We start from the raw sequence: 13,827 nt of genomic DNA, 5'->3' as shown, positions 1-13,827 counted from the left end.
GGATGGGCTGATGCACGTGTTGTTTGGACTGACGAATTCGCGAGCGGGCTCGCTCCCACAGATTATGCGCTAAACCTGTGGGAGCGAGCCCGCTCGCGAAAAGGACGTTAGGGCTGTTGCCAAAAAATCCGGATCAGAAGTAATAACCGATGTTCATGTACAACTGGTTTTCCCACTGGTTACTACCACCAGCCCCCAGACTCTGGGTGAGGCTGCCGCCACCGATGACAGGATCATTCTTGCCGTACAACCATTCCGTGGCGATCCACAGCTTGCTGAGGGAGAACGATGTGCCGAAAATCATCCGTTGCGAGGTCTTGAAATCGTCCGCAGATTTATCGAAGGCGCTGTAGTTGGCGTACAGCTTCACACCGCTGATCTGATCGAACAGATACTTGCCGCTGACGTCATAGCTAACATCCGCCACGTACAAGTTGCCGCGACTGGCTACGTTGAAGGTGGCGTCGTAACTGCCGAAAGTCACCAGTTCATCGGTGCCGGGGTTGCGCGGGGACATCTGCTGTCGCGCGGCTTGCAGTTGCACGCCCCATGGGCCGTTCTTACCGATGTAGTGCACCGCCATGGCATTGCGCCGGCCATCGTTGTTGGTGTCGCGGTTCTCCAGGGACGAGGTCAGGCCGGAGATCCCGACTTCGGACTTCCACGGTCCCAGGTCCAGCGCCTTGGCCACCCGAAGGACCACTGTGTTGCGTTCCTGGTTGTTGCTGCCGTCGATGACATAGCTGTCCGCTTCGGAGACCACGGTGGAGTAGGTTTCACCATTGCTAGTGCCTTTACCCTGCCAAGCGGGGCGCAGGTAGTAACCGGCCTGAATATTCCAGTCGCCGCTTTGCTGGATGTACTTGGCGCCGACTTCTTCCACGTCTTCCAGTCCTATGACGCTGCCCAGGGTTTGGTAGAACGTGCTGCCGAAGTACGGCTGCAAACCGAACGGCAGCTGGTTCAGGCCGACTTGAACCTGCTGGTCGGGGTTGAACTTGTAGCCGATCCACGCCAATTCGGCGAACTGGACGTCACCGACATTCTCTGTGTACTCGTAAGGGTAGGCTCGACCGTAGAAACGGTATTGGGCCTCGCCGATCCAGGTATCTGAGTTGTACTTGGCGCTGAGGATCGCGGTGTCGAAGTTGAACTTCTGGATGTCGCGATCCGGGTCATAGTCCCAACGCGCCCGGACGGCACCGCCGAGATCGAGGTTGTCGGTGACCTGGATCGCCATCGCAGGGGTGGAAAGGGCCCCCAACAGCGCCAGCGGGGTCAATGAGCGCAAGGCCCGGGTGGTGTTCAAGTTCATGGTCGCTCCGTCTCTTGTTTATTTTATTGTTGGCAACACTCATCCCGGCCACGGCAAAAGCGCGGTCTGGATGAAAGGGGTAGGGCCCACCAGAACGAAGGCTGCAAACAGCGTCCAAGTTAGGGCCGGGAGGGTCAGCCGCCGGAGGCCAGCCGGGTCTGGGTGTAGCTATGCCGAGCCTGCACTTGGCACCTCTTCACCAAGGCTGGGAGGTGCCTGACAAGCCGCGGTCATTCACACTCCCGCGTCAGCTGCGTTGCAGTTCTTCAACCACAGCGGCACAAGCACGGAAGGTATTCAACGTCCACTCTGCATTGATAAAGTCCGGCCAACTGGAAAGTTTTACGATTGTCACTTCAGAAGCCGGATCCCAATAAATACTCTGCCCAAATACTCCGCGCGCCGAATAGGTACCCTGTTCACTGTCCAGCACCCAGCACTGATTGCTATAGGCGGCGCCAGGAAAGTGTTTGACATAGAAGCCATAGAGGACTTCAAAAGCCGGTGTGGAACCACGGCCGCATGCACGCACAAACTCCTCTGGAACAATCTGTTGGCCGTTGAAATGTCCACCCTGCAGATACATCTGGGCAAAGCGCCCCAGATCACGCAGCGTGGCGCTCATCCCGCCATCGGCCAATGCAGTTCCAACGCAATCGAGGGTGATATTCGCGTCTTGTTCTGCCCCCAGTCTTGACCAGATTTCCCGGCTCAGTAAAACGGGAAGCCGTTCGCCGCAGGCCCGCTCACAGACCCAGGCCAACATATCGGTATCCACTGAGCGATACTCAAAGAACTGGCCATGTTCACGGTCTTTACTCAGCGACTTCAACAAACCATAAATGCTGTCAGGTGACTCTCGCTCTCCCCGTTCACGCCAACCCGAGGCGATATCCAACTGGATGAATTCAGCATCCGGATCGGTGTAGTCCTCCCTGAATCTCACTCCCGTGCGCATATCCAGAAGATCCTGTACCCGGGCGTCGCCATAACCGCTTGCCGAAAGCTCGGGCACATAGTCGCTGACACGCGCTTGGGGATCGATTCTGCCCTGGCCGATCAATCTGCCCACCAGGCTACCGACGACGGTCTTGGACACCGATTGCAACAGATGCAACGTGTGCGGCTGCATACCGTTGAAGTACTGCTCCGAAACCACCTTGCCTTGATGAAGCACCAAAAAACCATCGGTGTAGCTATCGGTCAAGAAAGTCGCCAGATCGGTTTGCCCGCCGTCGATCCGCTGGAAACGTAGGTCGTCCAGTGAGCGTTCGTTGCGCTCGAGTTCGGTGACCGGCCCGGGACTGCGATGAATAGCGGCCACCGGAAACAACTGGCTCATGTGCTGGAACGACCAGCGGTTATAGGGCGGACTGTCCCAATTATGCAGGCCGACTTGCTTTTCCCGGGACGGCGGATAGCCCTGCATCAAACTTAGGTCCTGATAACCAATGCCGGGAGCGGTCATGTCTTTTTTATTGTACATAGGGGTTCAGCTCTCATCATTCAGAGGGTGGTGGCAAGAAAAGCGGTGGCCGTGATCCTGGGTCTCGGCTGGCACCTCTCGGCGACAACGCTCACTGGCCCGCGGGCAACGGGGCGCGAAGTGGCACCCGGCAGGCCGGTTCAAGGGGCTGGGGATCTCGCCACTCAGGATTTGCAACTGGTCACGGCGCTCCGGGTCGATGGAGGGCACTGAATTGAGCAGCGCACGAGTGTAGGGATGACGCGGTCGGCCAAACACCTGCTCCACAGGCCCGGCCTCGACGATGCGCCCCAAGTACATCACCAGCACCTGCTGCGCCAGATACTCGACCGTCGCAAGGTCGTGGCTGATAAACAGGTAGCTCAGGCCATTGTCGGTCTGCAGCATCTTGAGCAATTGCAGCACCTGGGCCTGGACCGACACGTCGAGCGCCGCCGTAGGCTCATCGAGGATCAGCAGCTTTGACTCCAGCGCCAGGGCCCGGGCGATAGCGATACGCTGCAACTGGCCACCGGAGAATTCATGGGGATAGCGCTCCATGTGCTCCTCGCCCATCCCCACATTTCCCAGCAGCGTGAGAATGCGCGCGTGCAAGGCGCTACCGCGCAAACCAAAGGCAACCTTCAGCGGCTCGGCAACAATCGCCTTAATCGTCATTTTCGGGTTCAGCGAGGCGTAGGGATTCTGGAACACCATACTCAAGCTCCTGCCCCGCTCCCTGGCATCCGTGGGCAGCGGCCGACCTTCAACCAGAATTTGCCCACTATCGGCTGGCAGCAGACCGAGTAAGGTCGCGGCCACCGTACTTTTGCCACAACCGGATTCCCCCACCAGCGCGACCGTCTCACCGACCTGCACCTCCAGGCTGATGTGGTCAATGGCCGTCACCAGGCCATCGCGGCTGGCGTAGGTCTTGTGCAGCTGATTGACGCTCAGCAGTGCGGGCTGTTTGTTGTTATTCATAGCCGTTTACCTTTCAAAGAAGCCTCACACCTTGACCAATATGTTGTGGCAAGCTGCCCAGTGCTCCTTGCCGATGACAACCCTAGGCGCAGCGTGATTGCAGCGTCCGGTGGCGCGTTCACAACGTGGGTTGAAGGCACAGCCAGCCGGGGGAGCCGCCATGTTCGGCACCTGCCCCGGGATGAAGCCCAGGGGCTGGGGTCCCTGCCCCAACTTTGGCACGGTGCCCATCAACTTCAGGGTGTAGGGGTGTGCAGGTCGTTTGAACACCTCGCCCACCGGACCGCTCTCCACCACCTCGCCGGCATACATCACCGCCACCCGGTCACAGAGCGAAGCCACTACCCCCAGGTTGTGGGTGATAAACAGAATCGCCAAGTCCTGCTCCCGTGCCAGCTTGCGCAGCAGAGCGATGATCTGCGCCTGCACGGTGACGTCCAGCGCCGTGGTCGGCTCATCGGCGATCAGCAGTTTCGGCCGACAGGCCAGCGCCATGGCAATCACCACTCGCTGCAACTGACCTCCAGACATCTGGTGCGGGTACTTGGCTAACGCCAGAGGGGGATCTGGCATGCTTACCGCTTCCAGCGAGCTCAGCGCCTCGGCGCGGATTTGTGCCTTACTCAGTTGCCGATGGCAGCCGATGACGTCGAACATCTGCCGCCCGACGGTGAAGAACGGGTTGAGCGCCTTCATCGGATTCTGGAAGATCATCGCCGCGCCACCGCCACGCAAAGCCGCCAGCTGCGATGCCGATGCGCCGTTGACCTGCTGTCCGGCGACCCTGACATTGCCTCCCAGTCGAGCGGCCTCAGGCATCAATCCAAGGCAGGACATGGCCGTCATAGACTTGCCCGAGCCCGACTCCCCCACCAACCCGAGGATCTCGCCGCGCCTTACCTTAAGGTCTATGCCGCGTACGGCCTTTACGGTCTTGAACAAACCAGGGAAGGACACCGTCAGCCCTTCCACTTCCAGCACCAGGTCTTGAGCTGCGTCGTTATTCGAAGCGGCTAGACTCTCGATAGCAGAATATTGCAAGGATTCGTCGATCATCAGCGCGTCCCCTTCTTTGGATCAAGCACATCGCGCAGCCCGTCACCTACCAGGTTGACGGCCAGCACCAGGACAAAAATCGCCACTCCGGGAAACAGCACCGTCCAGGGATTCTCGAGTAACTGCGAGCGCGACGCTGCGGCCATCAGCCCCCATTCGATCATGGGCGGCTTGGCCCCCAGCCCGATAAAGCTCAGCGAGGCAGCGGCGAGAATGGTGTAACCAAAGTCCATGGAGCCCTGCACGATCACAGGCGTGGTGGCATTGGGCAGTACATGGCGAAGCAAAATACGGCAGTGACTGACACCCATGGAACGGGCGGCATGGATATAGGTTTCTGACCGAACCCGTACTACCGCACCGCGCATGATCCTCGCGTACCAGGGAAACCAGGAGACAGCGAGCGCTAACATGGCGTTGGCCAATCCCGATCCCAGCGCAGCGGTGATAGCGATCGGCAACAACAGCGGCGGAAAGGCCAGAAACACATCTGATAAACGCATCAGCAGCGTATCAACTCGACCACCGAAGTAACCGGAAACAAGCCCAATCGGAATCCCGATCAGCATCGCAATCAGAGTCACGCTCACTCCGATGATCAGCGAGGTGCGTGCGCCATAAAGCACCCGTGAAAGAATGTCGCGACCAAACTCGTCGGTGCCCATCCAGTGTGCCCAGTTGGGTGCCAGCAATTTCTGGGAAAAGACAATCTTGTTCGGCTCATAAGGTGCAAGCCAGGGGGCGAAGACTGCCGCCAGGATGATCAGCAGCAATAACAGCGCGCCGAATACAAACAACTTGTTATCGCTGGCAAACGCCAGGGCCTTGATACGCCATGATGGGGCTCGCGAGGGCATGGACAGGGATACGTCTTGGATACTCATTGGACTCGCAACCTCGGATCAACAAGGTGATACAAGAGATCAACGATCAGGTTGATCGACAGATACGTCGTGGCCAGCACCAGGGTGGCGCCCATCACAGCGGGGAAATCATTCTGGGCAATCGAAAACACCACGAAGCCGCCCAGGCCAGGCCAATCGAAAATGAACTCAACGACTACCGCACCACCGAGCAGGTAACCGAAGGTCAGGCCCACCACTGTCAGGAGCGGAATCATTGTCGCCTTCAGGGCATAGGCGTAATGGATACGCCACTTGGGTACACCGTAAGAAACGGCCGTACGGATGTACTCTTCGGATAGCACCTCCACCATCATGTTTCGGGTGATCCGGGTGACAGTGGCCAAGGTCACGATGACCAGGGTGAGCACGGGTAGCGTCAGGTGTTTGATGGCGCTCCACAGTGCTACGAAATTACCGGCCAGCAGCGTGTCAATCAGGTAAAAGCCTGTTACACGCTCAAAAGGGCTATCGAGAAGAATGGAAGCATCGATACGTCCTTGTAGTGGCAGCCAGTTGAGCTTGCCGTAGAACAGTAACTGCAAGCCCATGGCCAGGATGAAAACTGGAAACGCCGTCCCGGCGATGGACCCCGCTCGTGCCGCATTGTCGACCACTGAGTTTTGCCGCGCCGCTGAGATGACACCGATCGGCACCCCTAGCACCACCACCCAGAACATCGCCAGGAATGTCAGTTCAAAAGTCGCACCAACCCGCCTGACCACTTCCTCCACCACCGGCCGCCCGGTGCGCAGACTAGTGCCAAAATCACCTCGGAGAAGATCACCGATGTAATTGAAGTATTGGATCGGCAGAGGCTTATCCAACCCCAGTTTTTCCCGTGCGACGGCAATCTGCTCCACCGTGGGGTGGTTTCCCAGCATCATTTCTACCGGGGAACCCGGAAGAGCTCGGCTCAGAACGAAGGTGATGGTCAACACTCCCAAAAGAATGAAGAACATCACTATCAATCGCTGAGCTATATACTTCGCCATTTGGAATACCCCTTGTGGCTAAAAAACTTGACCCTGACTTCTTACGCCCTACTAAAAACCCCAAAAGCGGATTAACCCTTGAGGGAATGACCAGGCAAATTAACTAACTGCCTGGTTATCGATTTACATGGCAAATCAGGTATTACACGTACCACTTCATCAAAGACGACTCAGCATTCAGCGATTCAGGTTGTAGTAGAGAATCGCCTCATAAGCAGGATTCAGGCTCTTTTCCATACCCTTGATGTCTTTGCGGGAGACACGTATCTGCTGCACGTCGGCGTACCAGATCGCAGGAGCGTCCTTGGCCAGTAGCTGCTGGGCCTGCACGTACTTTTCAGTGGACTTGGCCCGATCACTGCCCTCTAACGCCGCCGCCTCTTCGATCAACTGATCAAAGTTTGGGTTGCTGTAGTGAGACAGATTGAATAGCGTGGTTTTCTCTGTATGGAACTCACTGAAAAGCCAATCGCTGGGTGTCGGATATGTCGGCCACCAAGCCATAGATTGCATGTTGGGAGCGGTATCCAGCTTCTTTGCCTTATCCCAGATCACACCCCACTCGCCGGGGAGTAACTCCACCTCAACGCCAACCTGAGACGCCGTCGCCTGGAATAGTTCAGCAGCGTTTGCATAGATGCCACTGATGTACTGCATCGAGACCTTCCAGTCCTGCTTAGGTACACCGGAGGCTTCCAACAATTGTCGGGCTTTATCCAGATCGTAAGAGGCCATAGGCACGCTGGCATGCCCCCAGATACTGGCGGGCAAAGGCCCCTTGGGAACACTGCCGTAGCCATGCAAAATATCTTTGGTGACACTTTCATAGTCCCAGAGGTACTGCAGCGCCTGACGAAATGCCAGGTTGTTCGTAGGGTACTTCTGGGTATTGATCAAAAATTGAAAGTTCTTCCACGAAGGCGCGGTGCTCACCTTGATGGAGGGGTTCTCTCCCAACACCTTGAGCTGATCAAGAGGGACATCCCAGGCGACACCGGCCTCGCCATTTTTGATCATCTGGGTACGAGTGGCGGCTTCGGACACGACCTTCACGATGACCCGATCAAATTGCCCTTCTTTCCAACCTCCCCAGTAGCCATCGAATCGCTCAAGCACCACTTGCTGGCCCTGCTCGACCTGCCCAAGTTTGTAGGGACCGGTACCGATGGCGTTGGGAGCCATCATCCAGTCATGACCTTTCTCCACCGCCGCCGGGGCAATGATGTAAGCGGCATACTGACCTGCCGCGATCAGATTGGCCGGAGTGGGACTGTTAAACTTGAGCACTACCGTATCGTCAGCGAGAGCCTCGGCGGCATCCAGACCTTTCCATACAAATGCAGCGCCCTGTTTCAGCTCCTTGACGTAATCAATGGACTTTTTGACCGCTGCGGCATTAAAGGCCGAACCGTCATGAAATTTAACGCCGTGCCGCAGCTTGAAGGTCCAGGTCTTGCCGTTGTCGCTGCTTTCCCAGGACGTGGCAAGCCCGGGGGAAAACTCCTCAGCACTGCCTGGCGCGTTATATACAACTAGTGTCTCGTAGATATTGCCCAGTACCCGCACTTCCTCCGAAAAGGCCGAGGCTGGATCCCAATCCTTGAAAGAGGCTCGATCAGCGACAACCAAGGTATTGTTTGCCGCATACACCAGACCACTGGTCAATGGCGCAGTAATGGACAGCGCCATCAACCCCGCCATCAATGTTCTTTTGAATTTCATCGGTGTTCCTCTTATTTTTATGGCGAGCGCAGCGGATCACTTGTAGAAACCGGCACCCATTCAACTGGAATGAATGATGTGATTGGCCGTTAACGAAACTGACATTTGAGTGGTGTATGGCATTATCGATCTGCCGCACGGCCAGCTCAATTTCGCGAGCACGAAGAAAAAAACGCCAGGTGACGCCCAAAAGCGTCACCTGGCGTCAATTTAAAAAAAGACTAAAACAGCGGAGGGACGAGGTTGAACTCACCTTCTGATGGATGTACCAGCAGCCGCGACCTCACCTCATCGGGAATCTCAGGGGCATCAATCGGAAAACAGCTGCAACTGGTGAGAGCGTTACGCAGGTCGATCGACTCGCCTAGGTGCTCAAATACAATATGGGCACCAAAAGGACGGCGGAAATTGTCACCCGAAACGCCGAGTACCAAGCCGTTGAGAAAACGGAAACGACTGCGGTAGGAGGGATAAAGCGCTGACCAGATATAGCCCCGGGACGAGAGGTACTCGCGCTCGACGATGTAAATCAGATCCGATGAGGCAAAGCAAAACCCACGATATTTATTGATGCCGAAACTGTTCAACTGGTCATCGCCCAGCCTCATCCGCTCGTAGGTTTTACTCAGGATCTTTTCGCCGGAGCGGGTCAAGCGAGTAATCGACTTGATCACCTCCCCCGGCGCGGCAGGCGACATCAAATAGACAAAGTAGTAACCCTGGTACTTCGACAACTCCTGCGCGGAGCTCGGGAAAAAATCGGCTGGTACCGCGCTGTCCGACTCTCGCGCCGTGCGTTGCCTGTTGAGCAGAGTGCGGAAGGATTCATGCTCGGAAAATATTTCCTCCTCATCCACCCCAAAAAAAGTGCAGATCTTGCGCAGGGTAAAGGACGAGGGAGTCGCCTGCGCCCCCAAGTATTTGTTGAACTGCTGACGGTTGATATCAAGGGAGCGGCACACCTTCGCCACCGATTTATAATATCCGCAGAGAAGGCGCAAGTTTTGACTGAAGTCTTGCATCGACTGGGATGAACTGGAACTGACCATAGAGAGTATTCCTAACGCCACAATTGACAACACGCTGAACTAATCGTCGCTTGGGGTCACGGTTTCAAAAGCCGAGTGCAAGACAGTGCCTGAAAGTGGCGCAGAAGCTCGGCAATGCCAACCCGTGATCGACGCGAGCATTGACCCCGACCATAGCGTCTAGGTGAGGAGATGTTCAACAAATACACAAACTTATCCAGCGATTCCTGACGCCTCGATAGAATTACCATCGGCTGCATATTTGTAATTCGCGCCTATTGTTACCCAAGATGTCACCGCTGTGGTCTTCATTAACACCACCGGTGGCGAGGCCGGGGCAGGCACCAACGAAAAAGCCCCGAATAATCAGGGCTCTAACATATATATGTCGTGGCATTTTCCGTGAATACTACAACGGGCTTGCCTGTAAGCCATTTAGCAGGTCCGCTACCTACTCTCAAAGGAGAGTCCGCGATACGACACCAAACCTATCAAAGTCGAGCCGTACCCGTACTCAATGCCCCTGCGCCAGCCACCGCTGCGTATCCTCCAACGCCTTGCTGAAACAGTTGATGATAAGGTCGACTTCTTCCGCTGTAGTGACCAGGGGTGGGCAGAACGCAATGCTGTCGCCAATGTTGCGGACAATCATGCCGTGCTCTTGGCAGCGAGCATTGAAATAACTACCGACTCGGCGAAGCGGCTCGAACCGGGTTTTCTCCGATTTATCTGCGACCAGCTCAACGGCGGCAATGAAGCCGACACCTCGGATTTCCCCGATTAACGGGTGGTCAGCATATTGCGAAAGGCCAGCTCGCAGTCGCGCGCCCATTTCGGCCGCGTGTTCTACCAAGTGTCGCTCTTCAATCAACTTGATGTTCTCCAGCGCCACTGCCGCAGCCACTGGGTGCCCGCTCGCGGTGAAGCCGTGTCCAAAAGTCCCGATGGTCGAACTTTGCCCCGCGATCTCCTGATAAATCCGTTCGTTGATCAACACTGCTGCAAGCGGTTGATATGACGAGGTCAACTGTTTAGACAGCACCATAATATCTGGCTCGATGCCGAACGTAGTCGAGCCGAACATGTTGCCAGTGCGGCCAAATCCACAGACGACCTCGTCTGCTACTAACAAAATATCGTACTTGCGGCAAACCGCCTGGATCTTTTGCCAGTAGCCGCGCGGAGGAACAATAACCCCACCGGCCGCCATCAAAGGTTCGCCGATGAACGCAGCAACTGTATCGGGCCCTTCGCGTTGGATGAGAGTTTCGAGCCCTTTTGCAAGACGATCCGAAAATGCCTCCTCCGACTCGCCGGGTTCGCCGAAACGATAGTGATGCGGGCACATTGCATGCGCTATGTCCATCATAGGCAGGTCGAAAGCACGATGATTGTTCGGCAAGCCAGTTAGGCTCGCCGCAGCGATGGTCACGCCATGGTAGGCTCCAATGCGGGATATCACCTTTTTCTTCAACGGCAGGCCACGGGCGTTATTGTAGTAACGAACCATTTTCACCACCGTGTCGTTGGCCTCAGAACCGGAGTTGGTAAAGAAAACCTTGCTCATCGGCACCGGCGCCAGCGAGATGAGCTTCTCCGCGAGATCCACGGCAGGCTGATGCGTTTTGTGAGTAAAGGTGTGGTAGAAAGGTAGCTTACGCATCTGCGTCATAGCCGCCTCGACCAGTCGCACCTCGCTGAAGCCAAGTGCCGCACTCCACAGACCCGACATGGCTTCAATATAGCGACGCCCCTCGGTGTCATAGACGAAAACCCCATCCCCACGCTCAATTGCCAACGGACCGACACCTTCGTGCATCCGCGCATCGGTATAGCTATGAAGGTGATGGGTTATATCCCTCGCGTACAGTGTGTCAGTGGCATTGGACATGGGTGTCTCCAAGAAAGAAAGTGACGACCCCGCTCACCTTAATAGCAACTTGGCAGGGTCTGGATTTAAGTTTTGGCTGGGAAATTAGTCCGGAACACAGTCGTTCCAGACTAGCTTGCGGCACTTGGTTATAACGCGGTTATGGCATGAGAGTCGCTGTGCTCTAACGTGGTTTTCCCCTTCGCTGTTTTTGATATTCAGCCCGCGCCCACTCATTTGAGAGCTGAGTTTGATACAGTTTCTCCTGCTCAGACAGGCACTTTATTACTTCCTCAGTGGTGACTTCATGTCACCACTCCATAGCTAGTGCGGAGGCATTTCTCCCCCATGAGCTTCGTACATTCCGAACGGATCGTTATCCAGAGCAAATCGCCATAAACGGCAAGTCTTTGCCACTAACAGCGAAACTAGCGGACAGCGCCCCCCCAAACCGCCTTGTCGAAGGTCATTCGCCAGTCATTCGCAACGGGTCCGTTTGTGATGGGCGCGTGCATAGCATGTTGGTGAATGAGCGCGGTTGCGACAAGAACTGGGAGATACTTTTGTGAATGGACGAAACTTTGACGAGCCAGCGTCAATGGCAGGAGGAACATGCGCGCATGTGTTGAGCGGAAAATCAGTTTGAGGCTATTCGACCTGGATCTGCTCAGTATCAAACCGAACTTTTACCTGACGGCTAAATTATTCTTCAGCGCAATCGTGTTGACTTATCACACCAGCTGACTGGCCACCCGTCGTCTCCGCGATAGATTGCTGCATCCAAGCGCGGAAACGCGCCAATGTCACTTCATTCCAACGCTCACGCGGTCCAACTAAATAATAGCCTCCGAGCCGAACATCGGTTCCAAGCAACTCGACCAGCCGCCCGGTGCGCAGATCATCGGCGGCAATTAGGCGTGTCGCGAGTGCGATTCCCTGCCCCGTTAGGGCCGCGTCGACCGTAAGATTGGCTGACCAGAGCCGCGGCCCGTTCAACACTACTTCATGCCCATAGCCAGCCTGATGGAACCATTGTCGCCATTGATCGCGGCTTTCCTCATGTATCAACGGCTGACTCACAAGATCGTCAAGAGAGCGGATGGGTGCGTTCTTGCTGATCCAGTCCGGGCTAGCGACCGGGAAAATCCGCGGCCTTTCCAGCAAAATCCAGCGCACATTCCCCTTCGGCTCATCCAAATAACGGATATCGACATCGGCGTCGTAATGCGCGAAATCGGGCTCTAGATCGGTCGCGCGCATGACAAAATCAATACCGGGCAGCGCAAGTTGGAGCTGGTTAAAACGCGGCGCCAGCCAGCGCGTCGCGAGACCAGGGACACACCAGATTCGTAAAACCGAGCGGCTTACCGCCGGACGCAATTCCGCCGTCGACTTGGCGATCATGTCGAAAGCCATTCCCACAGTCTCGGCAAAAAGCCTGCCTTCCGTAGTCAGCCGAATGCCTCGTGGTCCAGCATCCACAAGTCGCGTGCCAAGCCAGGATTCAAGATTTCGCACATGGCGGGAAACGACCGTATGGCCGACATTGAGATCATCCGCAGCCTTGCGCATCGAGCCGAGCCGGCTCACTGCCTCAAAGGCGCGGACCATCGAAAGCGGCGGTAGACGTCCGCGTTTGGCGCCACTTTCTAGCTCCTCTTCTGGCGATTTGGTTTTGCGCAAGCATGCCTCCTTGAAAGTGAGTGTTTCCACAAGTTTAAACGTCATAATGCCGAAAACCCCTCCTGTGCGAAATGAAATCCGGGGCTCGTTCCCGAAGAGACGCACAGAGGTCTATGACGAAGCGCCTATCGCTGACGGATCCTCAAGCCCGCTGAACCGCAGCTTCAGGTCGCTCGGCGTTCTACGCTTATTCCACGAATTATCTGATCGATACCGAGCACAGCGTCATTGTGGATGTGGAACTCACACCGGCTCATCGCACTGCGGAGGTCGAGAGCACCAAGACCATGATCGATCGGGTTGAAGCGCAGTTCGACATCAAGCCGGAACGACTGATTGGCGACACCGCTTATCGCAGCCAAAAGGCTAATCGGGATAATTTGTTAATTGCTCTGATCCCTCTGCTACTCGTGTGCGTAAACCGGCAGGTCAGTGTCGAAACTTCCGTAGACTGAAACGCCAACGATCGCGGGCGCGGCTACTTGCAGGCATTTGCTCACTCTCTCGAAGCAAGATTTCGCGATCATTTGACCATCGAGCAGTACGCAGTGGATGTCGGCATTAGTGCTGCTTATCTCAATGCGCTACGCCGCAAGCTGGGTGGGCAATCAGTCTTGCAAATGATCAACGAAAGGTTGGTGCTGGATGCTAAGCGCAGCCTGATGTACACGACGAAGACGATCAACCAGATATCCGACAGCCTAGGGTTTTCGGAACCAGCGTATTTCTCCCGTTTGTTCAAACGCTGCACAGGCAGCCCGCCCAAAAATTTTCGTTTACGTCGCTGAAGGCGTTGCTTCGGGACAC

The 13,827-nt window shown here is 56.0% G+C and carries 11 protein-coding genes and 1 pseudogene; 2 read left to right on the top strand and 10 right to left on the bottom strand.

Features of this window, described 5'->3' with window-relative positions; translation table 11 throughout:
* Positions 1–133 precede the first annotated feature (133 nt).
* The 10 genes from Q8X48_RS12490 to Q8X48_RS12445 all read right to left on the bottom strand — a co-directional run bounded on the left by Q8X48_RS12490 (position 134) and on the right by Q8X48_RS12445 (position 13,020).
* Positions 134–1,315 carry a hypothetical protein gene (locus tag Q8X48_RS12490; protein ID WP_095152368.1) on the bottom strand — a complete coding sequence of 394 codons (1,182 nt, stop codon included), beginning with the start codon at positions 1,313–1,315 and terminating at the stop codon, positions 134–136.
* A gap of 247 nt (positions 1,316–1,562) precedes the next feature.
* Positions 1,563–2,801 carry a serine hydrolase domain-containing protein gene (locus Q8X48_RS12485; protein WP_407800213.1) on the bottom strand — a complete coding sequence of 413 codons (1,239 nt, stop codon included), beginning with the start codon at positions 2,799–2,801 and terminating at the stop codon, positions 1,563–1,565.
* A gap of 6 nt (positions 2,802–2,807) precedes the next feature.
* The gene (locus Q8X48_RS12480; RefSeq protein WP_407800212.1) at positions 2,808–3,764 is read right to left on the bottom strand and encodes an ABC transporter ATP-binding protein; all 957 of its coding nucleotides are present in this window, start codon (positions 3,762–3,764) and stop codon (positions 2,808–2,810) included.
* A gap of 24 nt (positions 3,765–3,788) precedes the next feature.
* Entirely contained in the window at positions 3,789–4,820 is a 1,032-nt protein-coding gene (locus Q8X48_RS12475) for an ABC transporter ATP-binding protein (RefSeq protein WP_407800211.1), read from the bottom strand.
* A complete protein-coding gene (locus tag Q8X48_RS12470; RefSeq protein WP_095152372.1) occupies positions 4,820–5,704 on the bottom strand; it encodes an ABC transporter permease in 885 nt (294 codons plus the stop codon). Before Q8X48_RS12470 ends, Q8X48_RS12475 begins: the two co-directional genes overlap by 1 nt.
* A complete protein-coding gene (locus tag Q8X48_RS12465; protein ID WP_095152373.1) occupies positions 5,701–6,717 on the bottom strand; it encodes an ABC transporter permease in 1,017 nt (338 codons plus the stop codon). The genes Q8X48_RS12470 and Q8X48_RS12465 overlap by 4 nt, the downstream gene beginning before the upstream one ends.
* 177 nt (positions 6,718–6,894) lie before the next feature.
* Complete coding sequence (locus Q8X48_RS12460) at positions 6,895–8,439, bottom strand: ABC transporter substrate-binding protein (RefSeq protein ID WP_407800210.1); 1,545 nt, start codon at positions 8,437–8,439, stop codon at positions 6,895–6,897.
* Between the two features lie 221 nt (positions 8,440–8,660).
* On the bottom strand, positions 8,661–9,488 hold the full coding sequence (locus Q8X48_RS12455) for an XRE family transcriptional regulator (RefSeq protein ID WP_407800209.1): 828 nt from the start codon (positions 9,486–9,488) through the stop codon (positions 8,661–8,663).
* 493 nt (positions 9,489–9,981) lie between these two features.
* Positions 9,982–11,358 carry an aspartate aminotransferase family protein gene (locus Q8X48_RS12450; RefSeq protein WP_407800208.1) on the bottom strand — a complete coding sequence of 459 codons (1,377 nt, stop codon included), beginning with the start codon at positions 11,356–11,358 and terminating at the stop codon, positions 9,982–9,984.
* A gap of 681 nt (positions 11,359–12,039) precedes the next feature.
* Entirely contained in the window at positions 12,040–13,020 is a 981-nt protein-coding gene (locus tag Q8X48_RS12445; protein ID WP_201783881.1) for a LysR substrate-binding domain-containing protein, read from the bottom strand.
* Positions 13,021–13,139: 119 nt separating this feature from the next.
* Here Q8X48_RS12445 and Q8X48_RS12440 point away from each other — a divergent pair.
* Both Q8X48_RS12440 and Q8X48_RS12435 read left to right on the top strand, forming a co-directional pair.
* A pseudogene (locus Q8X48_RS12440) lies at positions 13,140–13,475 on the top strand (transposase); the annotation flags it as partial.
* A gap of 27 nt (positions 13,476–13,502) precedes the next feature.
* A complete protein-coding gene (locus Q8X48_RS12435) occupies positions 13,503–13,808 on the top strand; it encodes a helix-turn-helix transcriptional regulator (RefSeq protein ID WP_407800207.1) in 306 nt (101 codons plus the stop codon).
* Positions 13,809–13,827 lie beyond the last annotated feature (19 nt).

Origin of the sequence: Pseudomonas sp. QLc11A (assembly GCF_052112305.1) — a bacterium.
GTDB lineage: Bacteria > Pseudomonadota > Gammaproteobacteria > Pseudomonadales > Pseudomonadaceae > Aquipseudomonas > Aquipseudomonas laurylsulfatiphila.
Note: the sequence above shows the minus strand (reverse complement) of the source record. Positions and strands in the feature narration are given on the sequence as shown.

Coding starts and splice junctions, on each gene's coding strand:
- Q8X48_RS12470 (WP_095152372.1), bottom strand. CDS start 5,704: ATGAGTATCCAAGACGTATCCCTGTCCATGCCCTCGCGAGCCCCATCA.
- Q8X48_RS12475 (WP_407800211.1), bottom strand. CDS start 4,820: ATGATCGACGAATCCTTGCAATATTCTGCTATCGAGAGTCTAGCCGCT.
- Q8X48_RS12490 (WP_095152368.1), bottom strand. CDS start 1,315: ATGAACTTGAACACCACCCGGGCCTTGCGCTCATTGACCCCGCTGGCG.
- Q8X48_RS12485 (WP_407800213.1), bottom strand. CDS start 2,801: ATGTACAATAAAAAAGACATGACCGCTCCCGGCATTGGTTATCAGGAC.
- Q8X48_RS12465 (WP_095152373.1), bottom strand. CDS start 6,717: ATGGCGAAGTATATAGCTCAGCGATTGATAGTGATGTTCTTCATTCTT.
- Q8X48_RS12455 (WP_407800209.1), bottom strand. CDS start 9,488: ATGGTCAGTTCCAGTTCATCCCAGTCGATGCAAGACTTCAGTCAAAAC.
- Q8X48_RS12480 (WP_407800212.1), bottom strand. CDS start 3,764: ATGAATAACAACAAACAGCCCGCACTGCTGAGCGTCAATCAGCTGCAC.
- Q8X48_RS12460 (WP_407800210.1), bottom strand. CDS start 8,439: ATGAAATTCAAAAGAACATTGATGGCGGGGTTGATGGCGCTGTCCATT.
- Q8X48_RS12450 (WP_407800208.1), bottom strand. CDS start 11,358: ATGTCCAATGCCACTGACACACTGTACGCGAGGGATATAACCCATCAC.